At 53.4% G+C, this 14,293-nt stretch carries 12 protein-coding genes; 8 read left to right on the top strand and 4 right to left on the bottom strand.

All coding sequences use genetic code 11. The features are described 5' to 3' along the window. The first annotated feature begins 226 nt into the window (after window positions 1-226). Together L855_RS06285 and L855_RS06280 are read left to right on the top strand one after the other, a co-directional pair. Window positions 227-475 carry a helix-turn-helix domain-containing protein gene (locus L855_RS06285; protein ID WP_159785598.1) on the top strand — a complete coding sequence of 83 codons (249 nt, stop codon included), beginning with the start codon at window positions 227-229 and terminating at the stop codon, window positions 473-475. Window positions 476-754: 279 nt separating this feature from the next. Then, entirely contained in the window at window positions 755-3,472 is a 2,718-nt protein-coding gene (locus L855_RS06280; RefSeq protein ID WP_159785595.1) for a DUF3854 domain-containing protein, read from the top strand. On the opposite strand, the gene L855_RS06275 is transcribed toward L855_RS06280, so the two are convergent. From L855_RS06275 to L855_RS06265, 3 genes are all read right to left on the bottom strand, one after another. Further along, complete coding sequence (locus tag L855_RS06275; protein ID WP_159785592.1) at window positions 3,438-5,087, bottom strand: hypothetical protein; 1,650 nt, start codon at window positions 5,085-5,087, stop codon at window positions 3,438-3,440. The two genes, L855_RS06280 and L855_RS06275, sit on opposite strands and share 35 nt — an antisense overlap. A gap of 8 nt (window positions 5,088-5,095) precedes the next feature. Further along, window positions 5,096-5,893, bottom strand: coding sequence for a hypothetical protein (locus L855_RS06270; protein WP_159785589.1), 798 nt, complete (start codon window positions 5,891-5,893; stop codon window positions 5,096-5,098). A gap of 1,149 nt (window positions 5,894-7,042) precedes the next feature. Then, on the bottom strand, window positions 7,043-7,738 hold the full coding sequence (locus L855_RS06265) for a hypothetical protein (protein ID WP_159785586.1): 696 nt from the start codon (window positions 7,736-7,738) through the stop codon (window positions 7,043-7,045). A gap of 481 nt (window positions 7,739-8,219) precedes the next feature. Between L855_RS06265 and L855_RS06260 the strand changes: the two genes are divergently transcribed. The 6 genes from L855_RS06260 to L855_RS06230 all read left to right on the top strand — a co-directional run bounded on the left by L855_RS06260 (window position 8,220) and on the right by L855_RS06230 (window position 12,839). Next, window positions 8,220-8,699, top strand: a complete 480-nt coding sequence (locus L855_RS06260) for a hypothetical protein (RefSeq protein WP_159785583.1) — start codon at window positions 8,220-8,222, stop codon at window positions 8,697-8,699. Window positions 8,700-8,758: 59 nt separating this feature from the next. Next, complete coding sequence (locus L855_RS06255) at window positions 8,759-9,397, top strand: hypothetical protein (RefSeq protein WP_159785580.1); 639 nt, start codon at window positions 8,759-8,761, stop codon at window positions 9,395-9,397. Continuing rightward, complete coding sequence (locus L855_RS06250; protein ID WP_159785577.1) at window positions 9,397-9,633, top strand: hypothetical protein; 237 nt, start codon at window positions 9,397-9,399, stop codon at window positions 9,631-9,633. The genes L855_RS06255 and L855_RS06250 overlap by 1 nt, the downstream gene beginning before the upstream one ends. A 630-nt stretch (window positions 9,634-10,263) precedes the next feature. After that, window positions 10,264-10,977 carry a hypothetical protein gene (locus L855_RS06245; protein WP_159785574.1) on the top strand — a complete coding sequence of 238 codons (714 nt, stop codon included), beginning with the start codon at window positions 10,264-10,266 and terminating at the stop codon, window positions 10,975-10,977. Window positions 10,978-11,118: 141 nt separating this feature from the next. Then, window positions 11,119-12,033, top strand: coding sequence for a glycine-rich domain-containing protein (locus L855_RS22375; protein ID WP_343039244.1), 915 nt, complete (start codon window positions 11,119-11,121; stop codon window positions 12,031-12,033). 179 nt (window positions 12,034-12,212) lie between these two features. Continuing rightward, on the top strand, window positions 12,213-12,839 hold the full coding sequence (locus tag L855_RS06230; RefSeq protein ID WP_159790995.1) for a Uma2 family endonuclease: 627 nt from the start codon (window positions 12,213-12,215) through the stop codon (window positions 12,837-12,839). A 125-nt stretch (window positions 12,840-12,964) separates the two neighbouring features. On the opposite strand, the gene L855_RS06225 is transcribed toward L855_RS06230, so the two are convergent. Beyond that, a complete protein-coding gene (locus L855_RS06225) occupies window positions 12,965-14,227 on the bottom strand; it encodes an L-lactate MFS transporter (protein ID WP_159785565.1) in 1,263 nt (420 codons plus the stop codon). Window positions 14,228-14,293: the final 66 nt, after the last annotated feature.

The raw sequence follows: 14,293 nt of genomic DNA, 5'->3' as shown, positions 1-14,293 counted from the left end.
CCAGCCGCTCTTGGGCGGCTTTTTTAGTGTCTGGGTCTATTCTCGCAAGGTTGGTCCATAAGCACTTCCCGTAATTTCACCGAAAGAAGACAATAAGAAAGGGGCAGTAACCTCAGCACCCTGACGTGACAGTTGTTTGCTGCCCCTCTTTGTCGTCTACCACTTGCACTATAGTGCAGCCTTTTTTAAAAGTCAAGCACTTTAGTGCAAGCACTTTAGTGCTACTATGGATAAAAATAGTTCCCCGAACGAGCCAACTTTGAAGAATCTAATCGAAGCAAGCGCTGTTCGCGACCAGGACCTGAGCCAGCGCATTGGCGTGGGCATGAGGGTTATCGGGTATTGGAAGAAAGGGGAGAAAATTCCCCGGCTAGACAATGCTGTTTCCTTGGCTCGCGAATTAAATGTAAGCCTGAAGACTCTGTGCCGGTCGATGGGGCTGGATGTTACTGGTATCCCAGATGAAGATCTCTGATCCAACCATTTACGACCACCGCCATTTCCTGTGGGCAGCTATTCGGCGAAACCCTGGGATATCCCAGGGAGCCATTCTTGCTGTCGACAGGAAACAGCGGCTTCCGCACCTCTCTGATTTTCTTTCCAGGGGGTTTGTGGAGAACAGGCAGGGGCGCTTATACCCAAAGGCAGCCCTGCCCCCCTTCAACATCGAATCCTGAAAACAGAAACGGGGAGTCATAGCAGGACTCCCCGTTTCACTCGATTTTGCAAACCTAACAAAATTTGAAAACCGATCATGTCTATTCTACCTCAAATCACAATGCCAACCCTGAGCGATCGTCATTTGGTGGAACTGGAATCATCCGGCTTACCCTTAGCGGCGATCTATTCTCTCAGGCACGAAACCGCTTCCCCAGAAGACGCGGCCGCCACAGCCGGACACCGACTGCCGGGACTCCTCTTTTCTTATATAGATCCCGAATCAAAATCCCCCTACCGCTGGGGGCGGGCGAATTCAAAATGGAAGAACCGCCCCTTCCACCGCCTCAAACCCGACTGGGACGCGGTGGATGAGATGACCCGGAGTCGCTATTCAGGAGAATCTGGGGAACTCCCCAAATATCTATCGCCGCCTAAGTCGGGATGCCGTCCTTATTTCTCCCAGCTTCAAGATTGGGGGGCGCTATTGAAGCGCTCCAATAAGCCTGTCGATATCACTGAGGGGGAGAAAAAGGCGGATTCCGCCTGCTGGCACGGGTTCCCCACGATTGGGTTGGCGGGCGTGACGGCTCAGCGGGATAAAGGCGATCGGGGTAGCGCACCAAGCGGATCGGCTTGGGACATTCAAGAACCCGGTGAAAGCCAGGAGAGCCACTGGCTCCCTGAACTTGATGCGGTGGATTGGAAGTATCGCAAGGTCGGGGTGGTTTTCGACTCCGATATTGTGAGTAAGTTTTCGGTGCAGCGGGCCATGTCTCGCTTGCTTGGGGATTTGCAGAAGCGCGGGGCCGCGCCGTTCCCGGTGATTCTCCCAAACGAATTAGACGGGCGCAAGAATGGCCTCGACGATTTCCTGGCTCGACACGGTGCTGAGGCTTACGAGTTCCTCCGGGGGCAGTGGGCCAATATTCAACGAAGCCGCCACAAGTATTGGAAGAAGGGGCGGGCTAAGGATGCCCCTTGGGAATTTTCGTATCAAGAACCAGGGCTGAACTCAATCAAGGCCGCTATGGCGTGGGCTGTTCTCAAGGAAGACCTAGCGTATCGCCCTGGGATTGGTTGGTATCGGTGGAGCCAGAGCCGATGGCGCTATGTGACGAGTGACGATTTTAACGCTCTGCTCATCCGATTCTGCGATGCTCAAGGATGGCTGGAGATTACCGCTAATTCCCTGGCAACGATGGAGCGGCAATTACGGGGCCGCCTTCTGATTCGAGAGGACGAATGGAACCGGGGCGATCGCCGGGCCTATAGTAACGGGACATTCTACTTCGACCAGGAGAAGTTCCAGGAGAAGTTCGAGCGGCAAGACTACCAGACGATCGCCTTAGACTATCCCTGGCAAGAATGGCGCGGCGATCTCCCCACCGTCGCTCCGAACTGGAGCCGATTCCTGAAGGAAACCACAGCAGGCGATCGCAATCTTGCCGGATTAATCCAGGCGATTTTCCGCTGGGCCATCTGCCCCAAGGATCGCGATCGCCCCTTTGCGATCGAGCAGATTTTTGATTTAATCGGGCTGCCCGGAACAGGCAAGGGGACAATCCTGGAGGTGTTGATGGGGCTGGCCGGCTCGGAGAACGTGGCGAGCTTCGACCAGGAAACCTTGAAATCTCAGGAGGGGCGATCGCAACTCCTGGACAAATTGATCGCGGTCGATCAGGATGCCCATGGGCATTGGGGCAATGTCGGAATTTTGAATAAGGTGATCTCGAATGAGCCAGTGGCGGTCCGGCGCCTCTATCAAGATGGCAACTCAGAGCGCCTAGGTGTGGTTCTATTTCGGGCGATGAATGCGTTTCAGTCTTCCCCCAGTGGGAGTCAGGGCCTTGACAGGCGGATTTTGCCAATAAAATTTGACAACATCCCCAAGCAACGCGACCCAGGACTCAAGGACAAGCTCAAGGAAGAACTGCCTGCGATCGCCTCTTGGGTCTGGGCCCTCTCCCCAGCGGAAATGAAGCGGCGGATTCGCTGGTCGGGGTCGATCGGCAACGTGGCAGAAACTCGGCTGGAGCGATTGGAGGCCAACAACCCAATAGTTCGCTGGCTCGTTGATAAGCATCCCCACGGCGTCAACGACTTTGCCTCGGAATTGTACCAAGATTACCGAAAATACAGCGAAGTTTCGGGTTCCAACCCCCTTAGTTTGCACAATTTCGGGCAGATCTTGACGTCTTGGGGGGCGTTTTCAGTTCAAAAAACGAAGACTCGAAATGGCTGGTTTTACTCTATCCCGAGCGTAGAAGCCTTGACCAGAGCGGGGTTGCTGCCTCCAGCACAAGAAACCGCATCTGGGACCGTGACGGACTGTGACGGACTTGTGACGGACTGTGTGACGGACTGTAACCCTTGCCCTGAGCCAATTGTGCATGATGTGACGGACTTTGGGGTAAAGAGGTGCGAGGGGCTAATACAAAAAGGAGTGCAGCAACCCCCACAGACACCTCAAAAGTCCGTCACATCCGTCACGCCCCCACCCAGTCAGGATTCCAAGCCGTCACAGCCTCCGTCACACACTCCGTCACACACTCCAGAGAAGATATGGCAAAAAGAAGCCCCTAGCTCGAAATTCAAGCCAGGGGATAGTGTGGTGGTGGACGAAAAGTCAAAATCGTACTTGATGCCCGATCGAGGGTTCGAGCCGATCTGGGTCGCCGGGAAGCACGGGGTTATCCGCTCCGTTAATACCTTCGGCGATCCAGTCACTTGTCATGTGGCCATTGGCGATCGCCTGCTGTGGCTGGATGAATCGGACCTCAAGGCAGAGGCTCCTGCACGAAAATCTCGCTAGCATTCCATGGCGGCTCATCTGGCCAGAGGTTGATTTTCTGGCTGTGCTGCCGCCACGTGTTCCCCTCAAGATCCTGCACTCCTGGGGTAGAGGACGTGGCATTCCGGCGCATTACGACCGATTTCAAATAGGCCGGGTAGATTCGGATGCGCCGGCGGCGATTCTCCTCCGATTCATTGATTCGGAAAACCCGCTCCCCAGTCTGGATTGAAACTAAATTGTCCTCCGATAGCGCCGCCAAAGCCTGGAGCCGCTGCCGTGCGGTCGCCTCTTCCGGCGCGTAGACGATCATCTTGCGCCGCGAATCGAACCGCCCCACTGCATAGCGCCCACCCCACTCGTAGCCAGTGGGCCCGCCCATTGCCTGCTTGATTTGCTGCCAAGTTAAGCTTCGACGTGGGTTTGGAATGCTGATCTCGACCCGTTTAGCCCGCTTGCCATCGTCGTTGCGCCACGGCGGTTTGCGAACGGAGAAAAGAATCAGGGTTAGTCGCCGGCGCTGTAGCTCTGGAAGTTCCAGGGTATCTGGATCTAGCGCGGCAATCTGCCCTACATCGCGATCGGTGATCATGCTGTGAGTGTGGAGTGTCGAGACAACGTCAGAAACAACGTCATCCTGATGGCCCACAAACAAGAAGGTCTCTCGCTCGTTTGCGGGGTCTGGCTGGATGCGAAGACCTTTGTATTCTCCCTTGCCCATCTCAGCCGCCGCAAAAGCGGCCCGCCAGGCTTCGTCAATTTGGCGACCCACAATGGCCATCCCATTTGAGAACCCATCCCAGTGTCCATCGATCGCATTCTCGGCGAAATTCCGCCACCCGGCATCGTCAATCTCTTCAACCCTCCCCTCAACCAAAGTCCGGAAACTCCATTCCGGCTCGCCGTCATTCCCCCACTTATTGGCGAGATACTTGCGCCACTCGCTGGCATCCTCGCCCACCCCGCCCCCCACATCCTGGAGGCTAAATTTGATCGCAGATCTAATTCCCATGTAACCGCGAGCCACCACCCCGCTCCCCAGGAGGCTTAAAGTTTGCCGAATTGCCCCCCTCAGCTCATCCCACATTTCCTCCAAGGCTTCTCGGGCCACGCCTCCCGCGACAAAAGCGGCCAGCGCCTTCCCCCCGATCACAGGCATCAAGATCGAAATTCCGCCCCCCACAACGATCGAAGTCGCATAACCCAATCCCCGCCCGAACCACTCGCCCCAAATCCCCATGATTTGGTTGTTGTAGCCCTCGATTTGCTGTTTTAGCGAGGTATCAGAGGCATTCCAGTTAAAATTGTAAACATTCGAAACAACGGAAACGACCGTATTAATAATCCAGCCCCAAGGCAAGCTGGCCGCAATCACGGCAACCCCTCCAATGATCGCGCCCACAAGCCCGCCGACCAGGAAGCCAGCCGCAGCCGCTCTCACCACTAATCCGGCTGTCCGCAGAAGGGCGTCCCCCCAGTCCTTAATCTTGTCCCAGAGCGACCCTTCCTCGTTGTCCGCCGCTAAGTCCTCTGGCAGCTTCAGATTAAGGACCAGCTCCCGGGCATCGCTGCCCGCCTGGATCGCATCCCTGACGCTAAAGCTATTAAGCTGAGATTTTATAAGTTGTAGCCCCACGCGCCCACCTACTCCAAATCAATTTCTTGGTAACTCGGACCCTGATTTCCCCGCCGAGTACCGATTAGTCCCTCATCAAGTAGTGCGGCCAGGAATCGCCACCTTTCTTGGGCGGTCCCGCCGTTTCGTAGATTGTCGATATTTTCCATTGCCTCCTGGAGGTCGTCGAGTCGCGTAGAATTGGCCTCGGCGCTGACCGTGGCGACCGCGCGGATCTGTTCCAAGAGTCCTAAAACAGTCTCTCCGTCAGAGTCGTCCTCCCCTGCGGCCGTATAGTAGTCAAACTTATGCTCGGTCCCTTCCAAGACCTCGTTTAGTCGGCTCGCCCCAAAATTGAACTGACAAGGAACCGTTTTTTCCTCCAATCCTCCCTTTATTCCGAGCATTGCGGAGTGAGCCTTAGCGTGACCCTGGGTTACCAAGGTAATTACTTTTAAGTTCAAAAGTTCCACGGCTAGCTTCAGCCCGATCTCGTTCGATACAAAAGCATTATGCTGCTGCTGGAGTCCTAGTAAACAAAGTTCCGCCAATGCCTCGGAAATATTGGGGAATTCCACCTCTTCTGTATCCCCCTCCCCAGAGTCGTCGGATACTTTCACCTTAAAAGGGAATTCTCCCACTGTCTCGGCAAAGTTTTCTGCCAGCCACAGCAGCAATTCTGGGCTGGACTGAATACTCCTGGTTGCCTGGCTGCGATCGCGCAGCTTTGCCGGGACCCTGATCGGGAAATCATCCCGCGCCCCTGTGCGCCGATAAATCCGCCTCACCATCTCCCAGTTGTCCCGCACCTGCCGGCAGCAATTCATATCGTCGTCCTCGTCATCTTCGTCGTCCTCGTCGTCTGGCGGTGGCGGGTTCCTCGGTTCTTTGGTTGGAGGAGGAGGGCATCCCATCTCTAAAGGCTCTTGGGATATTTCCCAAGAGAAATCTCGAATACTCCCTGACAGGTACCAAAACCATCCTCTATCCCAACAGGGACCGGTATTATTTGGCCCCCGCACAGACTGATCCGTTCCCCGTTGGGACACCAGCACAGAAGGGGGACCTATTCGTGGAGGATCTCCAATTCGATAAATATTCCATCCTGTATAGATAATAGGGGTCGCACCGCCTGTACTCCAGGTATCGAGCCTTAGTTCTCGGTCGGGGCCAAGAACAAAGCTAGGGTGGCCCCTTGCATTTCCCGGCACTGTCGAACTATTTGTCTCCTCCCGGCTACTCGATTCTTCTATCAATTGAAGCCGCTGGCAGCCTGGGTTCACCCCCGAAAAATACCGCTTAATAAATAAGATCGAGGTGTGGGGCATCCAACTTGTCGGCGTGTACGTGTAAAACCACTCCTCTCTGGCAAATCCATTTGTTGTGTCGATGCGAGAATTATATCCTGTCCCCCCCGCGAGCGTGAAAGTAACTCGGGTCTGGCAGTTGACCCGAATAGTCCCATCGTCACCGTCACCGTCACCGTCACCGTCATCGCGTCGGCATTCGGGGAGAACGGCCCAGCGCCGCCGAGATAAAGTGCCAGAATACCCAGTCTGACTAGGAAGCCCATAGCTCCCACCAGCCCCACCACCCCCGGATCGCCCACCGCCCATGGAGCCAATACAGCCCTGCCGCCGCAGACGGAAGCTCTCCAGCTCCCACCGAGCGCGGTCTATCCCCTCACCCAAGCCTTCGTAAAATCCAGAAATCCCAGGAAGCACCCGAGCGCGAGCCTGCCGGTTTATTGCCACCCCTAAATCGGACAAAACTAGGGAGCGAGAAAAAGGCGTTTGGGACGCGGGAACCATCCTAGACATAGCCGCGCCACTCCCACTCTCTCTCCCCAAACCGCTCTCGCCGAATCCTAAAATTCCGAATATCGCGGGGAGACAGCAGATTGTAGCCAGGCATTGGCGCTCGGCTTCTCTCCCTAAAAAAAATATTATCCGTGCGGCTCTTGTAATACCAATACATCAAAAATACTCTGTGACCTCTATCTCAATATCAGTGTGGGCTTCGATATAGATTTTCCCCCTCCAGAGCCTAGAAGAATTGAGTTCGTAAGCCGCGCCAAATCCCACCAAAGGGAACCCCGATAATCCAGGCTCCAAATATCCCTCAGAAATAGCTGCAATCCCGCCCTCAGTCCACGAGGAAATCAGCAGCCCTTTTCGGCCAGGATTGGCTTCAATTTCGTGAGTTCCTCCGACAGGCAGCCCGATTCTTTCGGATTCAACTTGATTTGCAAGATTGATTACTGGGGGAAGTTGCCACGCCTCCTGAATCGCCCCCCCGTACAGCACCACCTCATCCTGCAACGTTAGCGCACCCCAGCCCACATCTACGATTCGGGCGCCCAAGCTAACAGTATCTCCCAGGACAAAATCCCCACTTGCTCCCAGGACGTTCATGCAATTAAGCGTGTAACTTGGGGAACCTAATTGATTCAGGAGAGCCGCCTCCCAAATCGGGACATATTCCAATTCTTCATCTTTTAACCCTATTTGAAGATGAACTCGGGGCGACTCCCACTCATATTGCTTGATAATAGCCAGGCGCTCCACCTCAGAGGCATCTGGTGGGATATCGGGGAGTTCTACTCCGTCCAGGGATTTGATTCTCGCCTTACAAAAAAGCGATACCACAGCACTAGAAAAATAGGCAGCCACATCGCCATTGAGCGAGGTTAATTGGGGAGTGATCAGGCTAAGCCAGCCAGTATCCCCCCCAGAGAATCGCCTCAGTATTGTGTGATTTTTTCGGATTAAGCCCTGGAACACTTCACCTCCTATCTGTTAGTCCATTCCAAAGAGAGCAAGTATTCCCGCTCGCGCTGGCACTGGGATAATACCTGTCCCTCGCTCCACCCCAGCTCTTGTCGCAGCCTACGCAGCAAATGGCCGTTCGGGACGTATTCCTCCACCGCCTGCCCCCCCTTTCGGTATCGCCGCAACATCGCCTTCTTACTGTTTGTCCCCAATTTTGGGAAAATCTGCAATTCCAAAATCCCCCCTATTTAGATTGTCCGTACAATGGTCGCCCTTTTATCTCCCCCCACTGTACTCTAATCAAAGTAAAAGCTGCAAATCGCGCCAGCAGAGCTTTTGAGGGATTACAATGGATCCAACAGTTTTTCGTACAATAATCGATATGGCAACCTTTGACTCGACCGGTTCCTCCCTCAGTGCGACCACATTAGAGGGGGCTTTGCTTGAGGTGTCCCGGTTAGCCCTCAAGATTTCAGAAGATGGAAATGCTCCTGCCGGGTTTGCGGGGACGCTGGCATTATCGGCAGCGAACAGCACGGCCACCTTGAACTTCAGCGTTCCAGTGGTGGAATCTAGCACGGCGACCTCAATTGAGTTGACCGCGGCCGACTTAGCCGGCGGAGATTACACCTTCACCCCTCCCACCGCCGGAGACTTTGTAGCCACGAACCCGATGGCGGCATTGTTGGAATTGGGAAAAAAAATCAACCTTCTTGAGAAGGAGCAACAAACAACCCCTAATCGGGTGCAGCTGTCCTTTAATCTTGACCAAGGACTGGGAACTCTCAGCCTGAGTCTGCCGGTCGCCATCGTCGCGGCGCCGGACGGATTTGCGGTTGAGGCTCTTGAGTTTGTCGCCTGATATCCATAAGCCACACGAGGGCTTCAAGGTAAGAAAATAACAGAGAGAATCAGAAAAAAATGACGCAAGCACGGATTTACGGCACTCGCGCGATTAGCGCAGTACGCCTGCCCAACTACACGAGTTTTTACGGCTTTCGAACTAATATCACGGCGGCCGCCAAGGGAGTCTTCGGACAAACTGAGATCCTCCTAGGAACTCCATTTCCGGGCACGATCATTATGGGGGCAAACCGCCCCCGCCCCCCCAGGGGGCGCATCTTGAGCAGCGGAATCAGCAGCTATATCGACAGGGATAGCTATGGATCTACAGAGATCCAAGTCATCGATCGCGGCATTGGGCAGATCGTCCCACGCCAATCCACGAAATCGATCCGAGTCGAAGCCAGTTATTATACGGCCCAATACGCCTGGGATATGCCGCTCTGGCAACACGCCAGGATTCAAGGCGATCTCGCCGGCTTGGGGGTCACCCCCGTAACTGGCACCAATAACAACGACGCTTACCTAGGCATCGACTTTGCGTGGACTTCCGCTGCCGGAACTGGAGGCGCCCGTCAGCCAAATCGTGCCCAAAAGGTAATGGAGCCTGCGGGAGATGTGACCCGGTTCACGGTGACGAAAACTTTCACGTCAACCCCATTCACCGGAACCCTCCCCGACGGATGGACCCTGATTGAAGGAAGCCCCTGGATTTAATGGCTTGGACAGAACCCCTGATCGCCATCCCTGGCGATCCTTGCTTCGATTTAATCTGGCAAAATCCCAGAGTGGCCCAGGAGTTTCTGGGCCAGCAGCAATATCTCGTGGCGGATCACAATTCTGGGCTTTTAAGGCCAGCCACCCCAGATGAGGCGATCGAGTATGCCTTCGGCGGGGAGTGGGACGAGGCAGAGGAGGCAGTCGAGTCATGGGCTGGATACCAATCGGAATAGCAGCCGATAGCCACAAGCAGCGAAATGAGTGGGTTTTTCTGGGGTTGGCCCCCGTGACGACAGCTTTATTCCGCTGCAAATTCTCCTACTCTCCAACTGACCGATGGGAGGGCAAAAATTTCCCCACAAGAGTTTATGCCTGGCAGAGAATCAGATTTTCAGTGGTGTTAGCGGTAGGCGGGACGATCGTATCGCTCCCGTTCCGGCCACGCCTTTTCTGGGACAGGTTCGACGTTCCTCTGATAACCCGAGAACTCCCCCCTGAGCTAGTCGGGGAAGTCGATCCAAGTTATCGAGTTGAGGTTATGTTCAGCTCAAGATTTCGTAGAAGCGACCCTGACTGGTTCGCGACACAATTTACCCTGGAGGCAGATTTGTGAGCCTCACAATTGACCTTGCAATAATAATTTCTGTAATCTCAATCCTGGGGTCGCTATTTGCCGTAATTAATTATTTTCACCGCACAGTATCCCGCCTGGAAAAAAAGATGGCGAATCACCAATACGCCCTCAGATTGATGCTCCTCCGCCTCCAATCACTGGAGGAATTTGAGCATAAGCACAATGGGTTCCAGCCCCGCCGGGGACTGGACGCAGATGACACAGCAAGCCCTTTTTTGGAAGAGTAGAAATGCCTTTAATCAATCAGCCGACATCAAATATCAGCATCGGCGACATTAGCGCGTCGCCCTACTGGGATTACAGCACAACGTTTAGCACAACGCTGGCGATTTCTGTTGAGTTGACATCCCCTGCAGATGAGCAAAGGATTGGAGTCCACAGCTATGGGGGAGAAACCGAAGATGTAAAGCCCTGTATTGCGGGCTGTCGTACAATAACCGGTGGCAATCCGCAGTGGCAACTAGAGGATTGGACTAACTCAGGGTATGGGCACACAAGTTACTGGGATGTGTCAGGCGCTTACGAAGCGATGGATTTGATGTACTTTGAGATTGCGTTGTTACGGGTTCGCAACAACTATGGAATCCTCAACGAGCAAGCGCAGTTAATTCTTGGGGACTATCAACCTGCAAGTACATCCCTTGCCGAGCCGTATCCCGAGGAATCTTTGCCGCTTCACTCGTATTCTTTACAATTCCATCCACGTCCCACCTCCAACGATAGTCAGTCGCAACAGCCCGCTTGCTTTCGATTGGGAGCAAATGGCACGTATAGCTCGAATTCCCCTTACGTCCCAACGCGACCTCTATTCCTGAAAGATGGAACTCCTACCGATTGGAAGGTAGGAGGTATAACCTTGAATTTCGGGGATTATGCTACGGGGTCTTCAAACATTTATAAATTGGTGTACAATGTCACGTTTGCCCAGTACGTAATGCCCTAGGATTTTGTATTGTGCTAGTTAATCCCATTCAAATCGCTTCCGGCTTAAAGTTTGCAGTGTTAATCCAGTCAGAATATGACACCCTTAAAGTAAATGGCGAATTAGAGGAGAGTACAATCTATTTAGTAGTAGAAGAAGACGATGGCGGATAGAATTATACGTGCCTATAAGGGTAATGAGCCATTATCAAAAATTGCTTTAGGTAAATTCACCTTATGGGAGTCCGAAGAGTTGATTCTCACCGGCGGGGAGGTTTTCGAGTGGATTGACGAGGAAACAAGATGGCGAATACATCTATTAACTGTGGCGAATACATCTTTTGAAGTTTTTAGTTCAACTAAAATCGGCTTTTTTCTCGCCGGAGCGGGCGGGGGTGGTGCATCTCGGCATGGTGGGGGAGGTGGTGCTGGGGGATGGGTCAATAACCTTAATTCCCCTAGGCTTTTTCAACCGGGAACTTACACGCCATCTTTAGGAATTGGGGGAGCCGGAGCGCCTGCTGGAAACGATACTCAAGCGCAACCAGGCGGAATATCCACTTTTCTGGATTATCCTGCCCTAGGCGGCGGTGCGGCTTCAGCGGGAAATGGCGCTTGCGGGGCAGGAGGCAGAAGCTGGACCAATCAAGCAGGATTGGGTTCGCAGGGATTTGATGGAGGGCTAGGCGTAGGTAATCGAACTGGAGCCGGAGGAGGAGGGGCAACAGAAGCTGGCAACCCAGGTAACGCTCCGGCAAGAGGGAGAGGTGGGAATGGATTAGACTTGCGAGAATTTATTGGAGCGATGCTGCTTGATAACGGCTATTGCCTCGGCGGTGGGGGCGGTGGAACGGATGAGAGCCACAATCTCAACGCAGGAGGCCTCGGCGGTGGGGGCAGTGGTGGGAATGGTATAAATCCACCTTCTTCAGGGCTTTATGGCAGTGGTGGTGGGGCAGGTGGCATGAGTGGTGAGGTTGGGGTGGATTCTCAGAATCGCCCAGGAGCGAAGGGAGGGGATGGATTTCTGCTGATTCGATACCCGATTGCAAATCCCCCTATCTCTTGGCTAAATTAGGCTGAAATTTAGGCTAGACTAAAACCGCGACCCAACGAAAAGCCCATTCCAAACCAATCCCAGCAAAAATGCAGCAAGGACTGAAAATCCTCGTGTCGGCGGTTCAAATCCGCCTCCTGGCATTTTAAGTTAAATTTTTGGTCGATGTTGGTGGTCAAGGAATGGCAAGCCTACATCAGATGACGACACTTCGCATCCAAACCGAGACGGCTCCTGTCATTGTCTCCTTTCCGACCTTGGCTCCCATGAGTCGTGAGGAGTTCCTCAGCTTCTGCCAAGCGAATGGACAACTGCGGATTGAACGGGCCGTCACGGGAGAGGTTGAAATTATGCCACCGGCTTTTTCCGATACGGGAAACCGCAATTTTAACCTGGCCGTACAACTGGGGATTTGGACAGAAGAGGATGGAACCGGCTTAGGGTTTGACTCCAGTGCCGGTTTTACCCTCCCCAATGGGGCCATGCGATCGCCGGATGCCTCTTGGGTTAAACGAGCCAAATGGAATCAACTTAGTGAGGAGGAGAAAGCCTCCTTTGCGCCGATTTGCCCAGATTTTGTCGTGGAATTGCGCTCCAAAAGCGATGCACTGGCGACGTTACAAGCCAAGATGCAAGACTACATCGACAATGGTGCATCGTTGGCCTGGCTCATCGATCGCCCGCAACGTCGAGTTTGCATCTATCGCCCCCAACAGGCCCCTCAATGTCTGGAAAACCTGGCAGAGGTGAGCGGAGAGCCTGAATTACCGGGGTTCACGTTAACGATGGCAACCATTTGGTATAGCAATCGAAGATTGCCTGATTGACACTCAGCAAGGATACTCTGAGTTGGAAGAGAATCTCCGACCTCTTGCCTCTTGCCTCTTGCCTTCTTTTCCCAAGTTTTTTTGTCCTATTCAGACCAATTTTTGCTATAGCCGTTGAGCCAGCCTCACTCAGAGACTACCAGTTTAGGGCGATCGCGCTTCAACATAAACGTTGCCAAGACAATCCCCACAATCGCCAAGCCTCCCATCGGATAAAAGGCATAGACATAACTCCCGAACCAATCTCGCAGTTGTCCCGCCACTAACGTTCCCAATAACGCCCCCACCCCATAAGCGGTGAAGACAATCCCATAGTTTTGGGCATAATCATCGGGATTAAACAGCCGTAGCGTCGCCGTGGGAGCCAAGGCCAACCATCCCCCCAGAGAAAACCAAAACAGAGAAAAGGCCACCATATAGGTTGCCACCTGTCCTTCTCCGGCGTTCAGCATCAAAATACAGCCAATGAGAATCAGCACATAGGAGGCGATCGCCACATAACGGGGTTGCAGGCGATCGCATAGCCAGCCAAACAGAGGGCGACTCACCCCATTAAATATGGCAAAAATCGAGACACTGGTGGCGGCCATCGCTGGATCAATGGCGATAATTTCTTCCCCAACGGGACTGGAAATCCCGATCGCACTTAAGCCCACAAACGTCCCAATAGTATAACAAAGCCAAAGTCCATAAAAAGAGGGACTTTTGAGCATCTTCTCGGGATAACTCGCCCAAGCGGACTGGTTTGGTTTAGCGTTAGAATTTTGGCTAGGAATCCAACAGGTTGGGGGTAACTTCATAGTGGTGGCGATCGCCGAAATAATGATCGTAAAGGCCACCCCCAAAATCAACAAGCTCGGTTGAACTCCATAGCGATCAATCAAGCCTTTCGCCAGAGGAGCCGTCACCAAGGGCGACAAACCAAACCCCACAATCGTTAATCCCACCGCCAGGCCCTTCTTATCCGGGAACCAACGAGCCGCTACAACCATGGGAATCCCATAGGTAATCCCCACCCCAATTCCCGCAATTACCCCATAGCCAAGAACCATCACCCCAATCCCATTAGCAAAGCTGGCCAGGGCATAACCAAGGCCCACCACAACCGCCCCAACCGCCGTCATTAAACGGGTTCCCATGCGAGTAATATAGAACCCCGCAATGGGCATCGTCACCGCATAACACAGCAAGGCAATCATGTAGGGTAATAAACTTTCCGTTGCCGTTAAATCTAGCTCAGCCTCCAGTGGTTTTCTAAAAATACTCCAGGAATATACCGTCCCCAAACAAAGCAGAACCAGCATTCCCAAAGGAATCAGAAACCAGCGACCCCGTTCTGGCGGCAGTCCAAAGAGTGTTAGGTCTGATGCCTGTGTTGAGCTATTCATCACTCACCCCGCTTTATAGATTTCTAAAATCTATAAGAATCAAGAAAGATAATCAAGTCCCATTTA

The sequence above is a fragment of the Sodalinema gerasimenkoae IPPAS B-353 genome (assembly GCF_009846485.1).
In the GTDB taxonomy this organism is placed as follows: domain Bacteria; phylum Cyanobacteriota; class Cyanobacteriia; order Cyanobacteriales; family Geitlerinemataceae; genus Sodalinema; species Sodalinema gerasimenkoae.
The sequence above is the reverse complement of the archived record's forward strand: the minus strand, read 5'-3'. Positions and strand labels throughout refer to the sequence as shown.

What these genes read in the sequence shown, in the direction of transcription:
- L855_RS06260 (WP_159785583.1), top strand. Translation starts at nt 8,220, where the DNA reads ATGGCAACCTTTGACTCGACCGGTTCCTCCCTCAGTGCGACCACATTA.
- L855_RS06280 (WP_159785595.1), top strand. Translation starts at nt 755, where the DNA reads ATGTCTATTCTACCTCAAATCACAATGCCAACCCTGAGCGATCGTCAT.
- L855_RS06225 (WP_159785565.1), bottom strand. Translation starts at nt 14,227, where the DNA reads ATGAATAGCTCAACACAGGCATCAGACCTAACACTCTTTGGACTGCCG.
- L855_RS06250 (WP_159785577.1), top strand. Translation starts at nt 9,397, where the DNA reads ATGGCTTGGACAGAACCCCTGATCGCCATCCCTGGCGATCCTTGCTTC.
- L855_RS06270 (WP_159785589.1), bottom strand. Translation starts at nt 5,893, where the DNA reads ATGAATTGCTGCCGGCAGGTGCGGGACAACTGGGAGATGGTGAGGCGG.
- L855_RS06255 (WP_159785580.1), top strand. Translation starts at nt 8,759, where the DNA reads ATGACGCAAGCACGGATTTACGGCACTCGCGCGATTAGCGCAGTACGC.
- L855_RS06245 (WP_159785574.1), top strand. Translation starts at nt 10,264, where the DNA reads ATGCCTTTAATCAATCAGCCGACATCAAATATCAGCATCGGCGACATT.
- L855_RS06285 (WP_159785598.1), top strand. Translation starts at nt 227, where the DNA reads ATGGATAAAAATAGTTCCCCGAACGAGCCAACTTTGAAGAATCTAATC.
- L855_RS06230 (WP_159790995.1), top strand. Translation starts at nt 12,213, where the DNA reads ATGACGACACTTCGCATCCAAACCGAGACGGCTCCTGTCATTGTCTCC.
- L855_RS22375 (WP_343039244.1), top strand. Translation starts at nt 11,119, where the DNA reads ATGGCGGATAGAATTATACGTGCCTATAAGGGTAATGAGCCATTATCA.